15 protein-coding genes are annotated in these 19,324 nt (G+C 59.8%); 1 reads left to right on the forward strand and 14 read right to left on the reverse strand.

Annotated elements, in window-relative coordinates; genetic code table 11:
* Nucleotides 1-36 precede the first annotated feature (36 nt).
* Nucleotides 37-1,437, forward strand: coding sequence for a dihydrolipoyl dehydrogenase (gene lpdA, locus ACRWA7_RS12215; RefSeq protein WP_438391247.1), 1,401 nt, complete (start codon nt 37-39; stop codon nt 1,435-1,437).
* Between the two features lie 14 nt (nt 1,438-1,451).
* Here lpdA and ACRWA7_RS12220 read toward each other — a convergent pair whose 3' ends face one another.
* From ACRWA7_RS12220 to ACRWA7_RS12285, 14 genes are all read right to left on the reverse strand, one after another.
* Complete coding sequence (locus ACRWA7_RS12220; RefSeq protein ID WP_438391248.1) at nt 1,452-2,132, reverse strand: helix-turn-helix domain-containing protein; 681 nt, start codon at nt 2,130-2,132, stop codon at nt 1,452-1,454.
* Between the two features lie 466 nt (nt 2,133-2,598).
* A complete protein-coding gene (locus tag ACRWA7_RS12225; RefSeq protein ID WP_438391249.1) occupies nt 2,599-4,086 on the reverse strand; it encodes an MdtP family multidrug efflux transporter outer membrane subunit in 1,488 nt (495 codons plus the stop codon).
* On the reverse strand, nt 4,079-6,163 hold the full coding sequence (locus ACRWA7_RS12230; protein ID WP_438391250.1) for an FUSC family protein: 2,085 nt from the start codon (nt 6,161-6,163) through the stop codon (nt 4,079-4,081). The genes ACRWA7_RS12225 and ACRWA7_RS12230 overlap by 8 nt, the downstream gene beginning before the upstream one ends.
* Nucleotides 6,164-6,172: 9 nt before the next feature.
* On the reverse strand, nt 6,173-7,234 hold the full coding sequence (gene mdtN / locus ACRWA7_RS12235) for a multidrug transporter subunit MdtN (protein ID WP_438391251.1): 1,062 nt from the start codon (nt 7,232-7,234) through the stop codon (nt 6,173-6,175).
* Nucleotides 7,235-7,247: 13 nt separating this feature from the next.
* Entirely contained in the window at nt 7,248-7,538 is a 291-nt protein-coding gene (locus ACRWA7_RS12240; RefSeq protein ID WP_438391252.1) for a YtcA family lipoprotein, read from the reverse strand.
* 506 nt (nt 7,539-8,044) lie between these two features.
* Nucleotides 8,045-10,111: a sigma-54-dependent Fis family transcriptional regulator gene (locus ACRWA7_RS12245; protein WP_438392773.1), complete on the reverse strand. Its 2,067-nt coding sequence runs from the start codon at nt 10,109-10,111 to the stop codon at nt 8,045-8,047.
* Between the two features lie 544 nt (nt 10,112-10,655).
* Nucleotides 10,656-12,293: a molecular chaperone GroEL gene (locus ACRWA7_RS12250; protein WP_438391253.1), complete on the reverse strand. Its 1,638-nt coding sequence runs from the start codon at nt 12,291-12,293 to the stop codon at nt 10,656-10,658.
* A 45-nt stretch (nt 12,294-12,338) separates the two neighbouring features.
* Nucleotides 12,339-13,130, reverse strand: coding sequence for a metal-sulfur cluster assembly factor (locus ACRWA7_RS12255; RefSeq protein ID WP_438391254.1), 792 nt, complete (start codon nt 13,128-13,130; stop codon nt 12,339-12,341).
* Nucleotides 13,127-14,146, reverse strand: coding sequence for an amidohydrolase family protein (locus ACRWA7_RS12260; RefSeq protein ID WP_438391255.1), 1,020 nt, complete (start codon nt 14,144-14,146; stop codon nt 13,127-13,129). Before ACRWA7_RS12260 ends, ACRWA7_RS12255 begins: the two co-directional genes overlap by 4 nt.
* An 89-nt stretch (nt 14,147-14,235) precedes the next feature.
* The gene (locus ACRWA7_RS12265) at nt 14,236-14,589 is read right to left on the reverse strand and encodes an MmoB/DmpM family protein (protein ID WP_060818517.1); all 354 of its coding nucleotides are present in this window, start codon (nt 14,587-14,589) and stop codon (nt 14,236-14,238) included.
* A 43-nt stretch (nt 14,590-14,632) separates the two neighbouring features.
* The gene (locus ACRWA7_RS12270; RefSeq protein WP_438391256.1) at nt 14,633-15,718 is read right to left on the reverse strand and encodes a toluene hydroxylase; all 1,086 of its coding nucleotides are present in this window, start codon (nt 15,716-15,718) and stop codon (nt 14,633-14,635) included.
* A gap of 61 nt (nt 15,719-15,779) precedes the next feature.
* Nucleotides 15,780-16,871 (reverse strand): NADH:ubiquinone reductase (Na(+)-transporting) subunit F, encoded by a 1,092-nt coding sequence (locus ACRWA7_RS12275; RefSeq protein ID WP_438391257.1) that lies wholly within the window; start codon nt 16,869-16,871, stop codon nt 15,780-15,782.
* A gap of 68 nt (nt 16,872-16,939) precedes the next feature.
* Nucleotides 16,940-18,610 (reverse strand): aromatic/alkene/methane monooxygenase hydroxylase/oxygenase subunit alpha, encoded by a 1,671-nt coding sequence (locus ACRWA7_RS12280; RefSeq protein WP_060818515.1) that lies wholly within the window; start codon nt 18,608-18,610, stop codon nt 16,940-16,942.
* A gap of 507 nt (nt 18,611-19,117) precedes the next feature.
* Complete coding sequence (locus tag ACRWA7_RS12285) at nt 19,118-19,321, reverse strand: hypothetical protein (RefSeq protein ID WP_060818514.1); 204 nt, start codon at nt 19,319-19,321, stop codon at nt 19,118-19,120.
* Nucleotides 19,322-19,324: the final 3 nt, after the last annotated feature.

Raw genomic sequence — 19,324 nt, forward strand, 5'->3', positions numbered from 1 at the left:
TCTTCTTCCTTAGTAAGAGTCCAGGGCGCAAGGCTGATGAACCATTACGACGTCATCGTCATCGGTTGCGGCGCGGGCGGCTATAACACCGCCATTCGGGCGGCGCAGCTTGGGTTCTCCGTCGCCTGTATTGAGCGAGCGTCGAACGTGGGCGGAACGGGCATTCGAACCGGCTGCATTCCGTCCCGATTGCTGCTTCATACCTCTGAGATATACGATCTGGCCAGCAAGGGGAAGAACGCTGCGCTTGGCGTTGACTGCGCACCGGCGCTCAACCTGATGCAGATGATGGCCTATAAGACGGCGGCCGTTGAACAGATGTCGAAGAGCATCCACAAGCTGTTGCGTAAGCATGGAGTGACACTGATCTACGGCAATGCCCTGCTCGCCGCAGCAGGACAGGTTATCGTCAGGAAAGCGGACGGCTCGCAGCAAACGCTGTCCGGAACTTCCGTCGTTATTGCCACGGGCTCGGAGCCGGTCCCACTTCCATTCGCCTCTTTCGATCACACGCGGATTCTCCATTCCGCGGATGCGTTGTCGCTCGACCGGGTGCCGCGGCATCTGGCGATCATCGGCGCAGGCGCCGTGGGTGTCGAGCTGGGTTCAATCTGGCGACGACTCGGCTCGCGTATAACCCTCATTGAGCGCCATGATCGCATCTGCCACTGGCTCGACAGCGACGTCACGGCCACTCTGGAGCGCTCGCTGAAGCGGCAAGGCATCGATATCAGATTGTCGAGTAACGCTATTGGAATCGATAAGCACTCCAACAGTGTTTCCATCCAACACGGTACAGCCGAATCCACTGAGATCACTACACTCGACGCGGACATGGCCCTTGTCGCTATCGGCCGTCGGCCCTTGACGACCGGACTGAACCTCGCGAACCTTGGCATTCAGGCCGATACGGAAGGCGCATTGCCTCAACAGGGACCAATGACAAACGGCCTCGGAATATGGGTGGTGGGTGACGCCGCAACTGGCCCGATGCTTATGTCCAAAGCCGAAGAAGAGGCGATCGCTTGCGCCGAGCGTATCGCGGGTCTTCCCGGATTCGTCAACTATTCGTCAATCCCGTACGTCCTCTATACAAGTCCTGAGGTCGCCGCGATCGGGAAAACCGAGGACGAACTTCGTGAAGCTGGAGCCGCGTATAGAGTCGGCTACTGCTCGCTCGCCGCGAGTGCGCGCGCCGCGATCTGCGGCGCCTCCGAGGGATTTGTGAAGCTGCTGGTCGACTCCGGTACGAACCTCATCGCGGGCGCTCATCTCGTCGGGCCAGGCGCCGCCGATCTGATTTCACAGGTGACCATTGCGATGGAGGCGTCCATGATTTGCGAAGACTTCGCGCGAATCTGTCATCCGTATCCCGTCTTGTCGGAGGCGTTACGTCAGGCGGCAATGGCCGCGGGCGGGTGGATGATGCACGCGTAGCACGGCGGCTAGGGTCAACTCTCTCCGTCCAATCGCGCTGCTCGGAACCCCGAGCGCCGCCGTCCCTGTTCGCGCGCGAAAACCGCTGGCGTGCATCCGACGTGGCGATGAAATCGTCTGGTGAAATGGCTTTGGTCGACAAAGCCCACCGTCAGCGCGATCTCAGCGAGCGGCAGATCGGTGTCGGTAATCAGCGTTTGAGCCTGCCGAATCCGGCACTGCTCTACAAAGCTGATGGCAGTGCAACCTGTGCTGCGCTTGAACAAACGGCTGAAATGGAAGCGGCTGACGTTCACTACCGACGCCAGATCCTCAAGGGTGATCGTCTGATGAAGATTGCCTTCGATAAACTCAGTCAACCGGGCAATTTCAACCGCGCCAAGCGATCGCTCCCGTGCGCACTCCACCGCCTCGAAAGCGTTATAGGCGCGCAGCATATGAGCAACCAGCGCTGTGGATATGGCATCGACAATCAACACCTGGACGGGATGCGCTTTTCTATCCAGTTCCACGAGCAAGATCTGTGTGAGGCGCTCGATCACCGGATCGCGCGCCTGAAACACGTTACGGATTTCCACCTGGCTTTTTCTGCGGCCAAGCTGCTCCGCCGCCAGGGCGACAAGCGAGGGTGGAATGCGCAGCCTGGCGGACAGCCCCGAATCGCCTTCCCAGGTCGACTCGTAACCGGCAGGCATGATGTACGAGGTCCCCGCCGTGATCACGCTCTCATGAACGACTCCGGCTCGGCTCTGAACCAGTTTGGCGCTACCCGAAGGGCAGTAACCAATCAGGTGATGATCGAGACCCGCATAGCTTTCGGCGCAGCCGAAGTAAGGCCGATGAAGATCGGCCGTCAGCCCATTCCAGCCGCGCCCGCGCGTAGTTGCAATCGGCCGCTGGGGTCGTGCGGTCAGGATCTCGTCAATCGAGATCAATTTCGGACGGCATGGCAATGACAGAACGTTCTCGGCCATCGTTCGATCTCCGGGCGTGGATTCCCTAGGGCGTTTCGTTTCCTTTGCGGCGCAGGATCTTTCTCGCGGTCTGCACGAGCTTTCCTGAGCAATGCGGTGCGACGCTGGTAACAACGCGTCCCGCCTATTTAATCCTACCGCTTGATTGTGTCACGAGTTGCGGGTATCGCACATTCCAGCAGCGCGATCATCGCGGCTTCAGCTCGACCGGCGGATCAGCCCGATATCCGCCGCCAAGTGCCTTCACCAACGCGATCTCCTGGCTGAGGCGCTGTCCGTCGATCTCAAGAAGCGCAAGCTGCTCGGCAATCACCGGCTTTCGCGCGTCCATCGCGGCCAGCCTGTCAGCGAGTCCACGCCGATAGAGCGCTTCGGCGCTTTCATGCGCAAACGAGACCGCCTGCACCTTCTGCGTCTGCAGTTGCGCTTCGGTATTCAGGTCCTGCAGGCGGCTGCCGGTTTTCGCGACGTCACGCACCGCGTCGAGTACCGCCTGATCGTATTGCTCGATCAGCAGGTTGCTCTCTGTGCGTGCGCCACCCAGGTTCGCGTTCAGGCGGCCGCCGTCGAAAATAGGCAGGTACACGCCCGGTATGAGATTGAACTGCTGGCTGGCATGTGTGAACAGATCGGCGAGATGCAGCGCGTCGACGCCGAAGAACGCCTTGATGTCGAAGCTCGGATAAAACGCGGCCTTCGCAGCATCGATCCTGTCGAACGATGCCTGCACATACCAGCGCATCGCTTGCAGATCGGGCCGGCGAGCGAGCAATTCGTACGACAGCGTCGAGGGCAACGTGGCGCGCGATTCAGGCAGCGGTACAGGCTCGATCGTGGGCAAGTTGTCCGCGCTGGCGCCAAGCAGCGCGCGCAGCGATTCGCGGAACTGCTGGATCTGCGCCCCCGCGTTGACGATCTGCCGCTGCACGGCTAACTCGTGTGCTCGCGCATCTTCAACAAAGATGCGCGACTCCAGGCCCCGCGCCACGCGTGCCTCGTGCGCATCAATCGCGAATGCCGCTATCTGCCGCAACTGCTCCAGCAAATCAATCAACTGGTATGTGGTCTGGATTCCGAAGTAAATCTGTGCAATATCGGTCGAAATCTCAAGCTCAACCGCAGATGCCTCCGCGAGCCGCGCGTTCTGCACGCCGAGCGAGGCCGCAACCTGCGCGCGCTGTTTCCCCCATATATCGATGTCCAGACTCGCGCCCAGCCCCACGATTCCCTCGGTGTACCACGGGCCGGAGAAGCCCAGCGCCGGATCGTTCAGTGCGAACGGCCCAAGAAAGCCATTCGACGACACCCGCTCGCGGTCGATCAAGCCCAGCGCGACAACCTGCAGGTTGGAACCTGCCTTGACGAGCTCGACGTCCGATTTCGCCCGCACCACGCGCATGCGCGCGATCACCATCGTTGGCGCATCGGCGAGCGCCCGATCGATCAGTATGTCGAGCTGCGCGTCGCCGTAACCCGTCCACCAATTCGCCGACGGCCAGCCATCGCGCGCAAGATGAATATCGTCGGCGAGGCGAATTTTTTCTGGCGCAATGGGCGTATAGGGCGCGGTATCGTGATGAATCAACGCGCACCCTGTCAATGCGCATGCAAGCCCGGCGAAAAGCGCGACGTTGTGCCGAAACGAACGCCAACGCAGACGGTCCGGTTCAGTCATGTTCGGCAGACTCGCGCAAGACACCGGGATGCGGCGCGGCAAGCTCCCAGTCCGGCAATCCGGCCACCTCACCCGCCAGTCGGCCCAAGCTCGCCCAAAGCGGCGCGTCGGGCAACTCGTCCGCCCTCGCAACGATCTCCATACGACGCGGCTGGCGGGCCGTGGGCGGGCTGGATGAAAGTTCACTTGCATAGCGGTCGATACGCGCGGCCGCCCGCTCCTGGATCGCGCGTACCGCGTCGACGGTCTCCCCGGTTGCGCGGGCATCGTAAGCATCGAGCGCCTTGTGAAGCGCATCGCCGGCCAGCATGATTTCCCGTCCCTGTGCGAGGACTACTTGGGCACGCATCGTCAAGTGAGCCTGCTCGCCCTCCTGCCAGTTCGGTTCGAGCGCGACCCGCGCCAGCATCGCCTCGCAGTCACCCAGGACGGCCCAGGTCTGCAACTGCTGCTGCGCATAGGATAGTTGTCCGCTCGCCCCCACGTCTCCCGGGGCCACGCGCAACAGCGCGGCGACGGGGCGAAGCATGGACGCGAGCTTCAAACGCAGCACGTCGCCCTCGGCTTCTCGCCAGAACGACATCTGGATGAAAGTCGCTATGCCAACGCCGAGCAGGATACCGACCATGCGGTCGCGAATTTCGGTGAGGTTGGTGGTAGGCCCGAACTGGCCAAGCACCGCGAGCGAGAACGTGAATAGCAACTGCACCCCGGCATAGCCGATGCGCTCCGATCCGGCCGCGATCCACGCAGCGAGCGCGGCGATCGGCAACGCCATCAGCAATAAGCCAGCAATACTATCGAGCTGGGGAATCACAAATACGACGACCAGCAGTGCAAGCGTGCTCCCGCCGAGCGCACCGGCCACGCGCAGCAGCGCGCGCTGCGTCGATGCGCCAAGGCTCGGCAGCGCGACGATAAGGCAGGTCAGCATGATCGTATGGATACCTTGCCAATCGGATGCGTTATAGAAGACATACGAAATGAGCACTGCGAGCAGTGTCTTCAGCGAAAAGCGTGCGTATGCGGGGTTGGTCCATGCGTCTAGCACGATCATTGGCTCTTTCACCGGCGGACTGGCGGCCGGCTCGCCACGCGCGCCGAAATCGCTCAACGCGCTGAGCGCGCGCTGCATCTCGATCACCGTATCTGCCCTGCCCACGGCGTCCGCGATGTCCGGCGTGGGCGCACGCTCGATGCTATAGGGCGCATCGTTGGCAAGCGCGGTGGCGAGCGCGCGGCAGTTCTCCCGCAGCGCGTACAGACTTGACCGCTGTTCACCGGCAACCAGCTGGCTCGCGCCCAGATGTAGACGCGTAACCGTGGCAATCGAGGCGAGGTGCCAGGCCTGCGTATCGCGGTAGCGGGAGTCGCGCATCGTGGCGAATTTGAGCAGCTTTTGCAGCGTAAGTGCGCCTTGCTGGACCTGAGTCGTTGTGATCGGGGCCGGCACTGGGCCGCCGTCGATCAGTTGCGTCAGACGTGTATCGACGGCTGTCAGTTGCCGCTCGAACTCCGCTTTCAATTGATGTTGTGGCTCCGCAGGCAGGAGCAGCGAGTTGATCACGAGTGTCAACGCAATCGGGTAGTTCACTGCGACCCACACCCACAGCACGGCGCGAATCAGCAACTCGGCCTGGTCTGTCTGGTCAACGAAAGTTTGTACGTAGATAATCACGATCGCAACAATGAAAAACACGATGCCGATCTTCAGCACGCGCATCAGGTAGACACTGCCGAAGAACAGCGCGCTAGCAACGACGATACGGACCAGCGGATAGTCAAACGTAAATTTCAACAGGAGGATGGAACTGCCGATCGCAATCGTCGACCCGATGATGAACATCAGCCCAACGAGCCGCGTGATCACCACATTCGACTGCGTGACGTAGAACACCACCAGCAGCGACAACGGCAGCTCCGGAACTTCGAGCGTCAGCGACATCACAATGACGATGGCACTGGTCAGCAGCGCGCGCAGCATCACGTTGACGCGTCCCGGAAACGGCGCAAGCTCGGCGCGCAGGAAAGCGATCCCATCGCGCAGCGTCTCCGGCAGAACGTCCACGAAGCTCATGTGCGCTCCTCAACGACGGCCGGCATTGATACCGCCTTCGGGATAGAGAACGGCGACCGCGGAAGTGCCGATGCGGAACAACTCCGGATCGGGATGCTCTACCCGGATTTTGACCGGAAAGCGCTGCGCGACATGGACCCAGTTGAGCGTGCGTTCGATACGCGGCAGGCCGCCCGGTAACGCTACGCCGCCTTCATTCGGCAGTACGCCGTAGCTGATCGAGTCGACCGTGCCGCGAAAACGCCGACTGGCGTCGCTCAGCAGATAGACCGTCGCCGAGGTCCCGACGTGGATACCTTTCAACTCGGTCTCGCGAAAATTGGCGACCACATACCATTGCCGTGTATCGATCAGCGTGAACACGGGTTTAAGCGCGGAAGCGAATTGCCCGGTCGATGTCTTCAGTGATGCTACGCGGCCGTCGAACGGCGCGCGCACCGTCGCGAATTCCAGATTCAGTTCGGCTATCGCGATCTCGGCCTCGACCATCGCCCGCTGGGCAACCAGTGCATCGACGCCGCTCACCGCCGCCGCGGCCTGCTGCGCCTGCAGCTCGGCGGCGGCGAGTTCAGCTTGCGTGGCGCGTTGCGCCGTGCGGGCAAGATCGACGTCCTGCGCCGACACATATCCAGGCGACAACAACGGTTCAGTCCGACGCAAGGTGTCCGTCGCCTGGATCGCCGCAGCTCGTGCACGTTCGACCGCTGCGTGAGCGGACCGTGCGTTGTATTGCTGCGCGTTGACCGCGCGCTGGCTTAGCGCAATCTGCTTGTCGAGCGCGACCAGACTCGCCTGTGTGCGCATCAACGCATCTTTATAAGGACGCGGGTCGATCTTGAACAGCAGGTCGCCTTGCTTGATCGCCTGGTTGTCGCGAACGGCCAGTTCGGCAATGCGGCCGTTGACTTCCGGCACAACGTCGATCGTGTCCGCATAGACGTATGCGTCGTCGGTACGCGGCTCACGATCGACGGCGCGAAGCACGAAGAGAAGTGCGAGCGCGGTCACTGCCACCAGTGCGATGGCCAGGTACTTCTTGTTCGATGCCTTGTTGGCTGTCGGCTCAGTCATGGCGTTCCCGTGCTCAAGCCGATTGCTGAAAGAAGACCAACCAGGTAACCAGCGCCAACAGCATGACGAGTGTGGGATAGATCACCGCAGAAGGCCCGAAACGGCGGCTGTCAGGCAGACGTGCGAGAACCTGGTAGATGACCACTGTCAGCACGACGCCCGCGACAATACAAAACAGCCAGTCCGGAAAATACGCGCCAAGCAAGTTGACGGACGGCGAATTCACGCACCCTGTCTCAAGCAAGGCCGAGATGGCCGCAGCGCTGATCACTCGCATGGCGCCGTGCCTTTCCGAAACTGCCATGTGATCACTCCAATGTCGAAAATCGCGTTCGGACCGGAGTCACGCATGGCTTTTCGCGAGCGTTTGAATTCGCTCAATCCTGGTCCGGAATGGGGGCGTCAAAACGCTTCCAGTGAGCGTGAACGGGTCGTGGCGATTAAGGATTTGCGCTCTTTTCAATTTCGATAGACGCGTGCGCTTCTGCCTGAGCAGTCTTTCAATGCCAGTTTTATAGACATGGTATTTTCAACAGGCGTCAGGGCAAGAAGCGACATGTAAGGATCGACTAGCTCGCCGACGTTAAAAGAGAGCAACGATCTCACGACATCGCGATTAATCTAATGTTCGTGCCTACGAGATGCACCGTCAGCATACGGAATCGGACTCAGCGGAAGATTGCACGGTCTTGTGCGATTTGGTACGGAATTGCGTTTCAACGCGCGTGAAGCAAAAACTCGCCAATCAAGGATTCGTCGGCGATTTCGCTACCGCTGCGTGGAGGTGTGGAGTGTGCACAAAAAAGCCTGTCACTCCGCGACAGGTTTGACAATGCCTTCCAGTTGATAGATCTGAAGCTTTCGATACAGCGTGCTGCGCGAGACGCCCAGCGCACGTGCTGCCTGAGCAAGATTGCCGTGAGCGCCATGCACGGCACGAGCAATGGCCACGCGCTCGGTTTCCTCCAGACTGGTTGACTGGATCGCCATCGTCTTCGGCGCGCCAATAGTCGCAGTCTCGGCGAGCAATTCCACAGGCAATTCATCGATCCCGACCTCTTCCTCACGCGACGTCAATAGCAAGTTCTCGATGATGTTGCGCATCTCCCTGACGTTGCCCGGCCATGAATAAGCGCGCAGCACGGCCATGACTTCCGGGTTTAGACGCCTCACCGGAACGCAGTGACGAACGGCAAGTCGACGGTTGAAATGATCGACCAGCAGATCGATGTCGATGTCCCGCTCGCGCAAAGGAGGAATCCGTATGCGGGTGACGCTGATCCGGTAATAAAGATCATCGCGGAATCGCCCCGATTTTACGTCGTCATGCAAATTACGATTCGTCATTCCCAGCAGGCGTACGTCGACGCGCCGGGGCTGCGTGTCTCCGAGCCGATATACCACCCCTTCCTCGAGCGCGCGCAACAGCACAGGCTGCAGTTCAAGCGGCAGTTCGCCAATCTCATCAAGACACAGGGTGCCCCCATGCGCCAGTTCGAACCTCCCAGGCCTTCCCTCCGCGGTTGCGCCTGTAAAGGCACCGCGGACGTGTCCAAATAATTCGCTGCCGATCAGTTCCTTCGACGCCGCCCCGCAGTTATAGGCAACAAAAGCGCCTCCGCTCCGTTCTTCTCCGTGTATGGCACGCGCGAACAGTTCCTTGCCCACACCAGTCTCGCCCTCGATCAATACCGGTACGCGTCTGCGGGCGAGTTGGCGCCCTCGATTGACGGCGGCGAGCATGGCAGCGCTCTGTCCGAGTATCTGAGCAAAACAGTTGCGTTGCGGATCGGCCTCGCTGCCGGGCTCGTTTCCTGGCCCGCTTGCGAGACCGCTTTCCGGGAAGCCTGCGCGTACATCTCGTGCTCCTATCCCTGCTCCGTCGCCCACATCACCCGCGCGTTCGTGCTCGGCGGCGCGGTGGCCCGAAGCACGGGATCGACCCGATGGAACAACGAGCATGGCCCCTATCGTGCTGCCTTCCACCACGACCGGATTGAACCATTCAGCGCGTAACCCACGCGGCAGGTGATGCGCCCAATCCTCCACGGCCGAGTTTTCATTCATGCCCGGGAACCGCTCTCCTATACCCACGGGCAGCGCTACCCTGCTCGTCGAATGGACGAGGCGGCCGCGCCGGTCGATGGCAATCATGCCAGCGCCATCGGACGATGAAAGCCGTTGCAGGCAAAACGCCAGCAACTGCATGTGCTGACGGGCCGACTGCTCCGCCAGCACCATTTCGACCTGGCGCGCCGCCGTGATCGCCAGCGTCAGGTTATTGATCTGATAAGTCGAAGGCGGTCCGGAAATATCTAGTACCCCTATGATCGCACCCGTGCCGGGTTCGCAGATCGGCGCGGCCGCGCAACTCCACGACTTGATGCCTTCGCAGAAGTGCTCGGAACCGTGGATGTAGGCCGGCTGCCCGGTCGCGAGCGCAGTACCGATACCGTTCGTGCCGGCCATTGCTTCACGCCAGTCGCCGCCCGTTGTCAGATGGATTTTTTCGCCGGCCGTGAGCGTGCGCAAGTCCCCTGCTGCCTTGAGGATCACGCCGTCCTGATTGGTTAGAAGCAGGATGGAATGCGAGTCCGAGAAGAGATCCGCGGTCGCGGTAAAAAGACGATCGGAGGCCGCCAGCAATTCCCGATGACGCCATCGCAAAGCCTCGACCGCATCACCTCGCACCGCGAACGGCGCAAGGTTTGCAGAAGGATTGACACCGGATTCCAGACTGCGTTGCCACGATGCAATAAGAGCCGATGGAACCGAGACGGCGGTCTCGCCCGCCAGAAAACGCTCCCATGCGCGCATGGTGTCGCTGTCTGAATGGAGGACGTCGGCGCGCTGCGCCTCGGCCATCAGACCATGCATCACCGCGCGATCGCCGGGACTTGATGCGCTCTCACTTTGATGTCTCGCCACAAGTCTCCTCCGATGCGATTGGTCAGCGCGAAACCCTGGACCCGTTAGGGAAGGCTTGGTCGCGACTCGCTTTTCCGGTATTGCGGCTGGCGCATCTCGTTATCAAATATGGCAAGCTGGCAGCAACACCGTGGACTAGTATATGCCTAGGTTTTGATCAGGTCCGCTCGGGAAAACACGGCCTGCCCGCAGTGATCGACTATTCTTTTTGAGGCCGCGCAGCTACTGTCCTTCACGCTCTGGCAGCGAAATTTTGGCAAAATCGACTCAACGGTTCCCGATGTAATAGCCCGCTATTACAAGGCGTACAAAGTGGGCCGCGCATGCACGTACTACGCGCTCGATACGGACCCAAAGGGTCGAAAGCAGGCGAAAGCAGGAAGCCAGCGGGACACGCCCGCCGGTTTTGGTGAAATATATCGATAATTGATTCGGATTGCGAACTATGGCAGGTTGTGCACAAAACTTTTATGCAATACCCGGTATCGTCCGACTATTTTCGGCCGTACGCCTCGGCTCCGCCGCCCAGCGCGGGCCCCGCCGTGGGATCGACCGTCTCCGGCTTCTTCGCAATCAGCGTCTGTGTCGTGAGGATCAAACCGGCAACCGATGCCGCATTGCGCACCGCGCTGTAGCTGACCTTCACTGGATCAATGATCCCCGCTTCCACCAGATTCACGAAGGCGCCAGTGCGCGCATCGAGACCCATGCCCGGCTTTGACCTGACCGCCTCGGTCACGATCGACTCACCATTCAGACCGCAGTTTGACGCAATGTGAAACAGCGGCTTCATCAGCGCCCGCTGTAACAATCTCGCGCCCTGCTGCACGCTTCCCTGCGTCCGCGAAACGACCCCTTCAAGTTCAGAGGACACCCGCAACAGCGCCATTCCTCCTCCCGGCACGACACCCTCGGCAATGGCCGCGCGCGCTGCATTGATCGCATCCTCGATCAGATGAAGACGGCGCTTCTGTTCGACCGGCGTAGCGCCACCGGCGAGGATCATCGCGGTGCCGCCGGATAGCTTGGCGAGGCGCACCTGGAACTTGTCCCGCTCGACATTCTCCGGCGCCATCTCGTACTGACGCGCCACTTGCTGACGGCGCGCGGCAATAGCGACCGGATCGCCCCCGCCAGCGGAAACGATGGTCTGGTTTGCGGAGATGCGTACTTGCCGTGCGCTGCCCAAATCTCTCAGTTCCGTTGTTTCGAGTTTTCCGCCCAGATCGCGGGCGATCACACGGCCGCCCGTCACGATAGCGATGTCCTCGAGCATCGCCTTGCGCCAATGTCCGTATTCCGGCGGATGGATGGCCGCAACAGGCGCCCCGCCGCTGTCCCCCCATGCGAGCAGGCTTACCACGCACGCGGGCGCAACCTCCTCGGCAATGATAAGCAACGGGCGTTTGCTGTCGCCAATGAGCGCACGAATGGCTGTGACCTCGTCGACCGACTGCAGGCGCTGATCGGTCATCAGGATCAGCGGGTTATCTAGCACAACCTGCATTCTCTCGAGATCGGTGACCATGTGATGAGACAGGTAACCCCGATCAAAGGTCATGCCGTCGACCACTTCGAGACGCGTTTCGACCGTCGTGCCATATTCGACATCGACAATGCCATCCGGTCCGACCCGTTCCAACGCTTCGGCGACCATTGCGCCCGTGACTTCGTCGTTGGCCGCCACAATGGCGACAGCCCGCACTTGCGCGCTCTCGCGCAGCGGCGTTGCCGTGCGCTTGAGCGCCGCGATCACCTCGGTGACGGCGGCCTCGAGGCCCTGGACCAGTTCAACGGGATTGGCCCCTTCCGCGAGACACGCGAGGCCATCCTGCACCAGTGCGTCCGCCAGCACGGTTGCCGTGGTGGTGCCGTCGCCGGCGACTTCATTGGTCTGCTTCGATACTTCCCTCACGACCTGCGCGCCGATGTTTTCGAACACGTCTTCCAGCTCGATTTCATTGGCGATGCTTACGCCGTCACGGGAGATTATTGGCGTACCGATCGGCCGGTCGATGATCGCATTCATCCCGCGCGGTCCGAGTGTTCCCCGAACCGCCTTGGCAAGCTTGGCGACGCCCCGTCCCAGCGCCATGCGAGCCTCGTCGTCGTGCAACATGATATTCGGCATGATTGCGTGTCTCCTATTATGATTGATTCGTATAGCGAATTATCTTCAAGCGGATCTGCCTGCACTGGCGGAACGGACGAAATGTATTGGCTTGACCTCCGCCGGAGCCGCTTGAGGCACGCATCCCCCTCCGTATCGGGTAGCCAGCAGACCACGGCACAGCGCGCTGTTGAATTCGGCGTTGACCCCGACCCGTCGCAACGCGCGCAAGTAGGCGTGCATCTGAGCGGCATCGAGCGACCCTCCCTCGATGTCGACAAAAGCCAGTCCGCCCGCATCCGACACCACGACCGGACGCCGCTCCAGATAACGCTCAATCAGTCGACGACCCGTTGAATCGCACCATAGGGCAGCAAGATCGGTCACTGTAAGCCGCAACAGAGCGGTTGGCTGATGCCCATGTCCAAGCAGATACGTCAACAGCGCTTCCTGTCTTCGCTGGAAAGCCTTGAGCAGGAAGGTCCGGCGAATCTCCTCCAGTTCGCCGCTGGCTTCGCCGCCGAAGGTCGCCTGGAAGGACTGGCCGGCCGCGACGCCGCGATTGATCTCGTCGGCATACATGTGCTCGCCAAGTCCCACGGTGACCTTCCTGACCCATGGCAAGGCCACAACGGCAACGCGCATGTCATCGGCCATCAAAAACGCGAAATTGGCGGCGCACCAGTAGGTCGGCAAGCGGAAGTCAATCTGAACGTGGGCGTCGGCACCGACCTCGACGCGGGTGACGAAACCCAGTTCCGTCACCGATTCGTCGAGTTCGGGATCGATCACCGACGCAAGCTGCGCCCACACTTGCGCAGTTCGATCATCCGCAGCAACGGCTGCCATGGTAGTCATACCGTAGCTGCCTGACGGGTATCGGCCAGCAACTTCTTCTGCGCTTCTATATCGATTCCATATAGCCGCGCGGCATTGAGTCCAAGGATTTTCTTTTTCGCGGTCATCGACAACTGGACCCCCGTTTCCTTGGCAACGGATTCAGGCAGTTCGAACGCCATGAATTTCTCGATCAGCCACTTCGGTGACCAGATGCCATAGTCACTGCCATACAGGATCTTGTCTTCACCGATCCAGAAAAGCAGCTCGGAGATCACGTGGGCAAAATATTCCGGGCGCGTGTGAATGAACGGCAGCACGACCGCAAGACCGCCATACACATTGGTTTCCTGTGTCGCAATCCAGCAAAAATCGTCCAGGCGCGGCAAGCCGCAGTGCTCGACAATGAAGTTCAGATTCTGGAAGCTGGTCGCTGCGTCGTCGACGTCCGCCACGTCGAACGCGTCGCGATTCAGCGGCAGGATGGTCGGCCCCTTGTGGACGTGAATGTTCTTGATGCCCAGTTTTTCGCAACGCTCGAAGTAGCGTTGCACGCCGGGGGCCGAGAGCTTGTATCCCTTGCTGTCGCCGCGCCATTCGGCGGTATAGAGCTTGACCCCCTTGATCTTGTAGCGCTCGGCGAGCTCGTCCAGCCGATCAAGCCCTGCCTCGCCGTCTCGCGGATCAAACGCGCCGTTGACGATGAACCTGTGCGGGTATTTACCCTTCAACACGTAGTTGGCTTCGGTCGTATTGAAGCCGTTCTTGTAGAAGTCCGTCAGATAGGTCGGCTGGCAGATGGCCATGTCGTCGTAGCCTTTGACGAAGAGATCTTCGTACATGGCTTCTTCCCCATACTTGTCGAACTTCTCCTTCGGCCACAGATACTCTTTGGGACTCAGGTTCGAATGGTATGCATAAAAGCAGTCGATGAACTGCTGGCCGTGCACGTTCTTGAGGTTCTCCTTGCTGCCGTCCCAAAGATGAACGTGTCCATCGATAATGAAGATCTCTTCACCGTCCGCGGTCCGATACATGACATTGTCTCCATGCTGATGCGAAAAGCGACCGGCGTCGTGACATGCGAAGCCGGTCGCGAGGGTGTGTTTCTATCGGGAATTCGTTGTTACTCGTAAGCCATGGCGTCGTCCATGTTACCGAACAGCACAACGGTGTCGTCGTCTATCATCACCATCCGCCCGTAGTGAGTCGAGGTAGAGATCTCGAACAGATGCGGCGTCATCTCGCGGCCAAGCGATTCGCTGATCTCGCTCATCTTGAACTCGATCTTTCCCTGACCGTCTATGCGAATCATCGCGGGCAGATAGGTCACCGTGATGCCGGGCTTATTCGCCATCAATTCCGCTATGGCGCGCGCCTCGACACTGTCATTCATGGTGACGCCGCATTGATGGGAAATAGTCTGCTCGAAACGAACGTCCTTCATCGACTTGAAGATGTTGTCGGTATGCACTGACATTGCGTACTCCTCTTCCCGGTTAGGTCGTATTGCAAAAAATCTCTCAGGCTTCGATCGACAGGGGAAACCGTATGCCGATTTCCCTGGCAATCATCTCGGCCCGTTCCACTGCGCTGTTCAGGCTGTCGGTGAACTGCACTGCCTTGACATGCGGAATGGACCAGATCGGTTGCAGGTGCTTGGCCGCATCGGATGCCAGCGCGCCATGCTTCTCCAGCCATTCGCCGAACAGCTTGCGGTTGGCGTCTCCGTGCTTCGGGTCGTTGGCCAGCATATGGAACAGCTCGACCGCGTTGGCCAGGTTGCGCTCGTAGTCGCCCTCGGCCGCCGATACGACCGTGGGCGTGAGGAAGTCATTCTGGGACGCCGCCATCTGCATGACGAAACCGCTACGGAACAGATCGGCCACCAGCGGCTCGAAGACCACGTTTACGGCGAAGTACTTTTCTAGGAAGTCGGTTGCACCGCCAATAGCCTCCACTGCCCGGCGGGTTCCCTGCCAGATCGGATCGTCGAGCCAATGCGACTTGCCAGCGTCCAGGTCCAGATTCGGCGCGTCGAGTGCGACTTCGCCCAAATACAACGTCAGGTCTTGCGCGAAGCGCAGTTTGTACGATGCATTCGTGAGAATGGCGCTGTTGATCATCTGCGTCACGCCGTAGCGTTGTGCGTGCATGGTCGCCGTCCCCAGGCCAAATTCCGCATGCTTGTATGCGCCCAGATGCTGCTCCAGCACCTTGAGCCAAGTCTTGTCGAAACGCTTCACAGCACCGGAGCGCCGCGCATTGCTGATCGCGCTGCTGATCATGCCGATGATGGTGGACTGGCGCTGATAGTGGGTACGCTCCCATTCTTCGTCGACCGCGCGGAATTTGTGCCAGTCCGTGCATTTCGCGGCGGTCCAGGTTTCCGAATAAGTCGGCGTGCCATCGGCGAACGAGATGATCCAGTCCTGCAGCAAGTATCGCTTCGGGTCCGGCTGGACGTCGACAGTCATGTCTTCGTAGTGGCTCGCCTTGCGGCCCTTCGGCTCGAAGTAGTTGTACTTGCGGCTGTCCCAGCCGGCGAACTGGGCTGCGCCGGCCGCGCCTGAAGCAAGCGGCGCCGGTTGCTCTGTCGTGGTGCTCATGTCGATCCTCCTTGGTCCTTCATTTACGGGAACTTCGGGTCTGCAGCCGGCTAGCGGCGAGTTATCGAACGGCCTGGGTAAACTTGTCGAAATACAGCCGCTCGGGTGAGACGCCGGCCATTTGCAGCACGGGCATCACCGCGTCGATCATGGGTGTCGGACCGCATGTATATGCGTCGATCTCGCCGGCAAGCGCTTCCTCACGCAAGGTCCGCCCAAGCACTTCGTGAATGAAACCGGTCTCGCCGGTCCAGTCGTCGCCGGGTTCCGCGTGTGACAGCGCAGGGATAAAACGGAAGTCCGGGAGCTTCGCCGCAAGCGCCGCGAAATCGTCGAGATAAAACAGGTCGCGACGGGTACGCGCGCCGTAGAAGAAACGCACCGGCCTGCGTTCACCGCTCTGGACGAGATCGTTCAGGATCGACCACAAGGGAGACATGCCTGAGCCGCCGCCGACCAGGACCATGGGCCCGGATTGATCTTCCCGCCGGAAGCATGTGCCGTATGGCCCCTTCGCCATCAACTTGTCACCCGGCTTGAGACCTTCGTCGAGCTGGGAAGAAAAAGCGCCGTTCGGATATTTCTTGATGATAAATGCGAGACTCGTCTGGCCACCGGGCTCGGCAGGCACGCTCGCCATGGAAAACGACCGGGTGATGTCCAATCCCGGAATGGTCAGGTCTACGTACTGACCGGCCCAGAACCTCATGGGCTGATCCAGTTCCACTTCGAGCAGCCTGATGTCGTGCGTCAAGGCAGTTACTTTCTTTAGGGTTGCCCCAAATTCCTTCACCGCAATGGAGCGGCGCATCAGGTCTTCGTCGTAGTTCAGCAGCTCGACCGTCAAGTCGCTGAACGCCAGCGTCCGGCACAGCAAGATGTGATTCGTCTCGCGCTCGTAGTCGGGCAGCGCAAAGGTTGAATACTTCTTCAGTTCGACGTCGCCCTCGATCAACAAGGACTTGCAACTGCTGCACTGCCCTTCCTTGCATCCGTGCATGACCGAGATGCCCTGGCGGAACGCGGCGTCCAGCACAGTCTCTCCCTCCGCGACCTCCATCTCGACGCCGACAGGCTCGAATCGCACGGTATGGACTGTCTGATAATCGACTGTTTCCGGCATGTCGCCCCTCTTTGATTGCATGTCGCTCATCGTGCCTCCCTGATCCGTCCGGAAGCGGTACGCTCACCGATCATTCGCTCCCGGACGGCATCGCTTCATCAATTAACCGGGTTGATCTTGAAGCCGGCCTTGTATTCAGCGATGTGCTTCTCGCGCTGCTCAGGCGTCATGCCCCGAAGCAGAACAATTGGGCTCTGGATCACGTGCCCGCGAACATGGTCGAGCGTCCACATGTTCCTGTCGTCGAAGCGAAGATGCGGTTGCGGCACCAGGGTCTTGCCGTCGCTGCGCACGAAGCCGAGATCCTTGATGCAATCGGCCAGGTCCCATCCGTGATAGACCTCCTCCCATTCGCGACGTCCGCTAAAGCGTCCCATGGCGGGCGTCGGCCGTCCTTCGTATTCCGGGGCGAACGCCACTTTGTGAGTCCAGCGGCACAGCTCCGAGCAATACGTGTACAACTGCCCGTCCACTTCATCGACCACGAAGTCTTCGCGGATCAGGCACGGCACCAGGCAACTCCAGCAGCGGTGCGGGTACACGTAACCGTTTTCCTGGTCGAACAACATGTTGGTCTCGCCAGGGACGCTCTTCTTCGCGTACCACTTCCAGTAGTCGCCGAACTCGGCGTACCAGCCCGGGTACTTGTGCTCGAACCACTCAAAGTCCTTTTCGGTCTGCGCTTCGATACGCCAGAAGTTGACCGGCCAGCCCACGGAGAAGAATTGCGCGACCTTGTGCACGTAATTCTTCTTGACCAGACGATCCCACGCGGCGCCCACGTCGTCGTGGTGAATCTTGATGCCATATTTTTCGAGCGGCAGCATGTAGGTACGGTAGTAATCCTCATAAATCCACCGGTGCCACAACTCCACGTACGATTCCTTGTTCTTGTCGCGATCCGTGGTGCCGTACTCGATGAACGTTCCAATGGCCGCGTCCACAATGGCATGGTTCTGCCAGAAGGCGTAGCGAAGATCGCGTTCCAGCAGCAGATGATTGTCGGGGTCGTTGATGATCGACATCACCAGCGAATGTCCGTTGCCTATATGCCGGCTTTCATCGGACTGCACGGACAGGAATACCGTTGGCAACGCATAGTCGCCGTTGCGCGCGGCTTCTGACGGCATGGCGACGAACAGGGTGTTCGTGAACGCCGTTTCAGCAACCACTTGCAGGAACACATTCGCCGCCGTCACTGCGTCACCGGTCAGGAAACCTTCGGCGAACTGGCGGCCAATCGTGGTCGCATAGCACTTGCCGAACGCCGCCTCCGTGATGTCGAATCCGGCCGGGTCGATGTAGTTCTCCATGTACCACTTCTTCAGGTTCATCTGAATAGTCGAATGCCGGAATTCATCGACCATCTGCATGGTGAAACCCGTACGCAGTTCTTCTCCTGGAGCCAGACGGCCGAGCATCGCCATTGAACGCGCCGCGGAAATTTCCGGGAACGGGATGATTGCAAGGAACAGCTTCATCCACTCGACCCAGCGCGGCTGCACGTTGCGAAACATGTCGCCGCGCAACGCTGCGTCGAGCGCACCGTAGACGCGGTTGTCCTTCTCTTCCTGCATTGGAAAATAGGAACGCAGCACCTGTTTCATCGGGTCGCGTGGCGCCTTGCTGATCTTGTAGTCAGTCGGGAAGGTCATTGCTTCCTGAACGTAACTGGGCGTCCAGCCGAGATCGGCAACGCGGCGTGCCGCCTCGCCAATGCTTATCCCACGCTGGGACGTGATCTTGTTGAGGGTTAATCCATCAGACATCGAGCTCTCCTTTTCCATTTCACGATTCACCGCCGGATTCGGATTTCGTACGGCGGCGCTATGGGGCTGGGCCAATTGACGCTTCGGCCGGAGTCAACAATCAACAACGCAGGCGGTGATTACTGTCGAGAACAAAAAAGTGCGCGGGAATATGGAACAGACGGATGTTTGGGTACGGTCTTCACGATCCATGCCTCCAGTCGTTTTGGTTATGCACTTCGGATCATCGACGCTTGGGTCTCGATCTGCTCTTGTAGAGCGATTTGCATGCCAACGAGGCGCATGTCTCGCGCTATAAGGCCGCATGGCATATGAGCTTGTCCGGGTGAGCATGGAGCCGCGAATTCTGTTTTGTTATGCGACATTTGCGTTTCGCCGATCTGTCCAATATTGGGACGCTCGTGGCTGTCGCGTGTTGCCCGTTCGGAACGCCGTAAGACAAAAGGCTCACGTCAGAACGTGACCATACATATGGATCCCGAACTATTTTTGAAAACCGGTCTGTAGCTACAGTCCCGGCCGTCCACCTTGATCGCCCGTATGAATCACGCTCTGTGCGTCTTCGCCATTCGGCTTTCTTTCGGCAATGAACCGGGCCGCAAGCACAAGGGCGCCCATTGCGAAATCACGACCGTAGGCCTCGATCATTTCGTCACCCATTGCGCCCAGCCGCTCGAAGAATTGATCCTTGGTTGGATGTGTATCGGCCATGAT

Origin of the sequence: Caballeronia sp. DA-9 (genome assembly GCF_051615025.1) — a bacterium.
Taxonomy (GTDB): domain Bacteria; phylum Pseudomonadota; class Gammaproteobacteria; order Burkholderiales; family Burkholderiaceae; genus Caballeronia; species Caballeronia sordidicola.

What these genes read in the sequence shown, in the direction of transcription:
- ACRWA7_RS12260 (WP_438391255.1), bottom strand. Translation starts at nt 14,146, where the DNA reads ATGTATCGGACCGCGGACGGTGAAGAGATCTTCATTATCGATGGACAC.
- ACRWA7_RS12220 (WP_438391248.1), bottom strand. Translation starts at nt 2,132, where the DNA reads ATGCCTGCCGGTTACGAGTCGACCTGGGAAGGCGATTCGGGGCTGTCC.
- ACRWA7_RS12225 (WP_438391249.1), bottom strand. Translation starts at nt 4,086, where the DNA reads ATGACTGAACCGGACCGTCTGCGTTGGCGTTCGTTTCGGCACAACGTC.
- lpdA (WP_438391247.1), top strand. Translation starts at nt 37, where the DNA reads ATGAACCATTACGACGTCATCGTCATCGGTTGCGGCGCGGGCGGCTAT.
- ACRWA7_RS12230 (WP_438391250.1), bottom strand. Translation starts at nt 6,163, where the DNA reads ATGAGCTTCGTGGACGTTCTGCCGGAGACGCTGCGCGATGGGATCGCT.
- ACRWA7_RS12240 (WP_438391252.1), bottom strand. Translation starts at nt 7,538, where the DNA reads ATGGCAGTTTCGGAAAGGCACGGCGCCATGCGAGTGATCAGCGCTGCG.
- ACRWA7_RS12255 (WP_438391254.1), bottom strand. Translation starts at nt 13,130, where the DNA reads ATGACTACCATGGCAGCCGTTGCTGCGGATGATCGAACTGCGCAAGTG.
- ACRWA7_RS12275 (WP_438391257.1), bottom strand. Translation starts at nt 16,871, where the DNA reads ATGAGCGACATGCAATCAAAGAGGGGCGACATGCCGGAAACAGTCGAT.
- ACRWA7_RS12270 (WP_438391256.1), bottom strand. Translation starts at nt 15,718, where the DNA reads ATGAGCACCACGACAGAGCAACCGGCGCCGCTTGCTTCAGGCGCGGCC.
- ACRWA7_RS12285 (WP_060818514.1), bottom strand. Translation starts at nt 19,321, where the DNA reads ATGGCCGATACACATCCAACCAAGGATCAATTCTTCGAGCGGCTGGGC.
- ACRWA7_RS12250 (WP_438391253.1), bottom strand. Translation starts at nt 12,293, where the DNA reads ATGCCGAATATCATGTTGCACGACGACGAGGCTCGCATGGCGCTGGGA.
- ACRWA7_RS12265 (WP_060818517.1), bottom strand. Translation starts at nt 14,589, where the DNA reads ATGTCAGTGCATACCGACAACATCTTCAAGTCGATGAAGGACGTTCGT.
- ACRWA7_RS12245 (WP_438392773.1), bottom strand. Translation starts at nt 10,111, where the DNA reads ATGCATGGTCTGATGGCCGAGGCGCAGCGCGCCGACGTCCTCCATTCA.
- ACRWA7_RS12280 (WP_060818515.1), bottom strand. Translation starts at nt 18,610, where the DNA reads ATGTCTGATGGATTAACCCTCAACAAGATCACGTCCCAGCGTGGGATA.
- mdtN (WP_438391251.1), bottom strand. Translation starts at nt 7,234, where the DNA reads ATGACTGAGCCGACAGCCAACAAGGCATCGAACAAGAAGTACCTGGCC.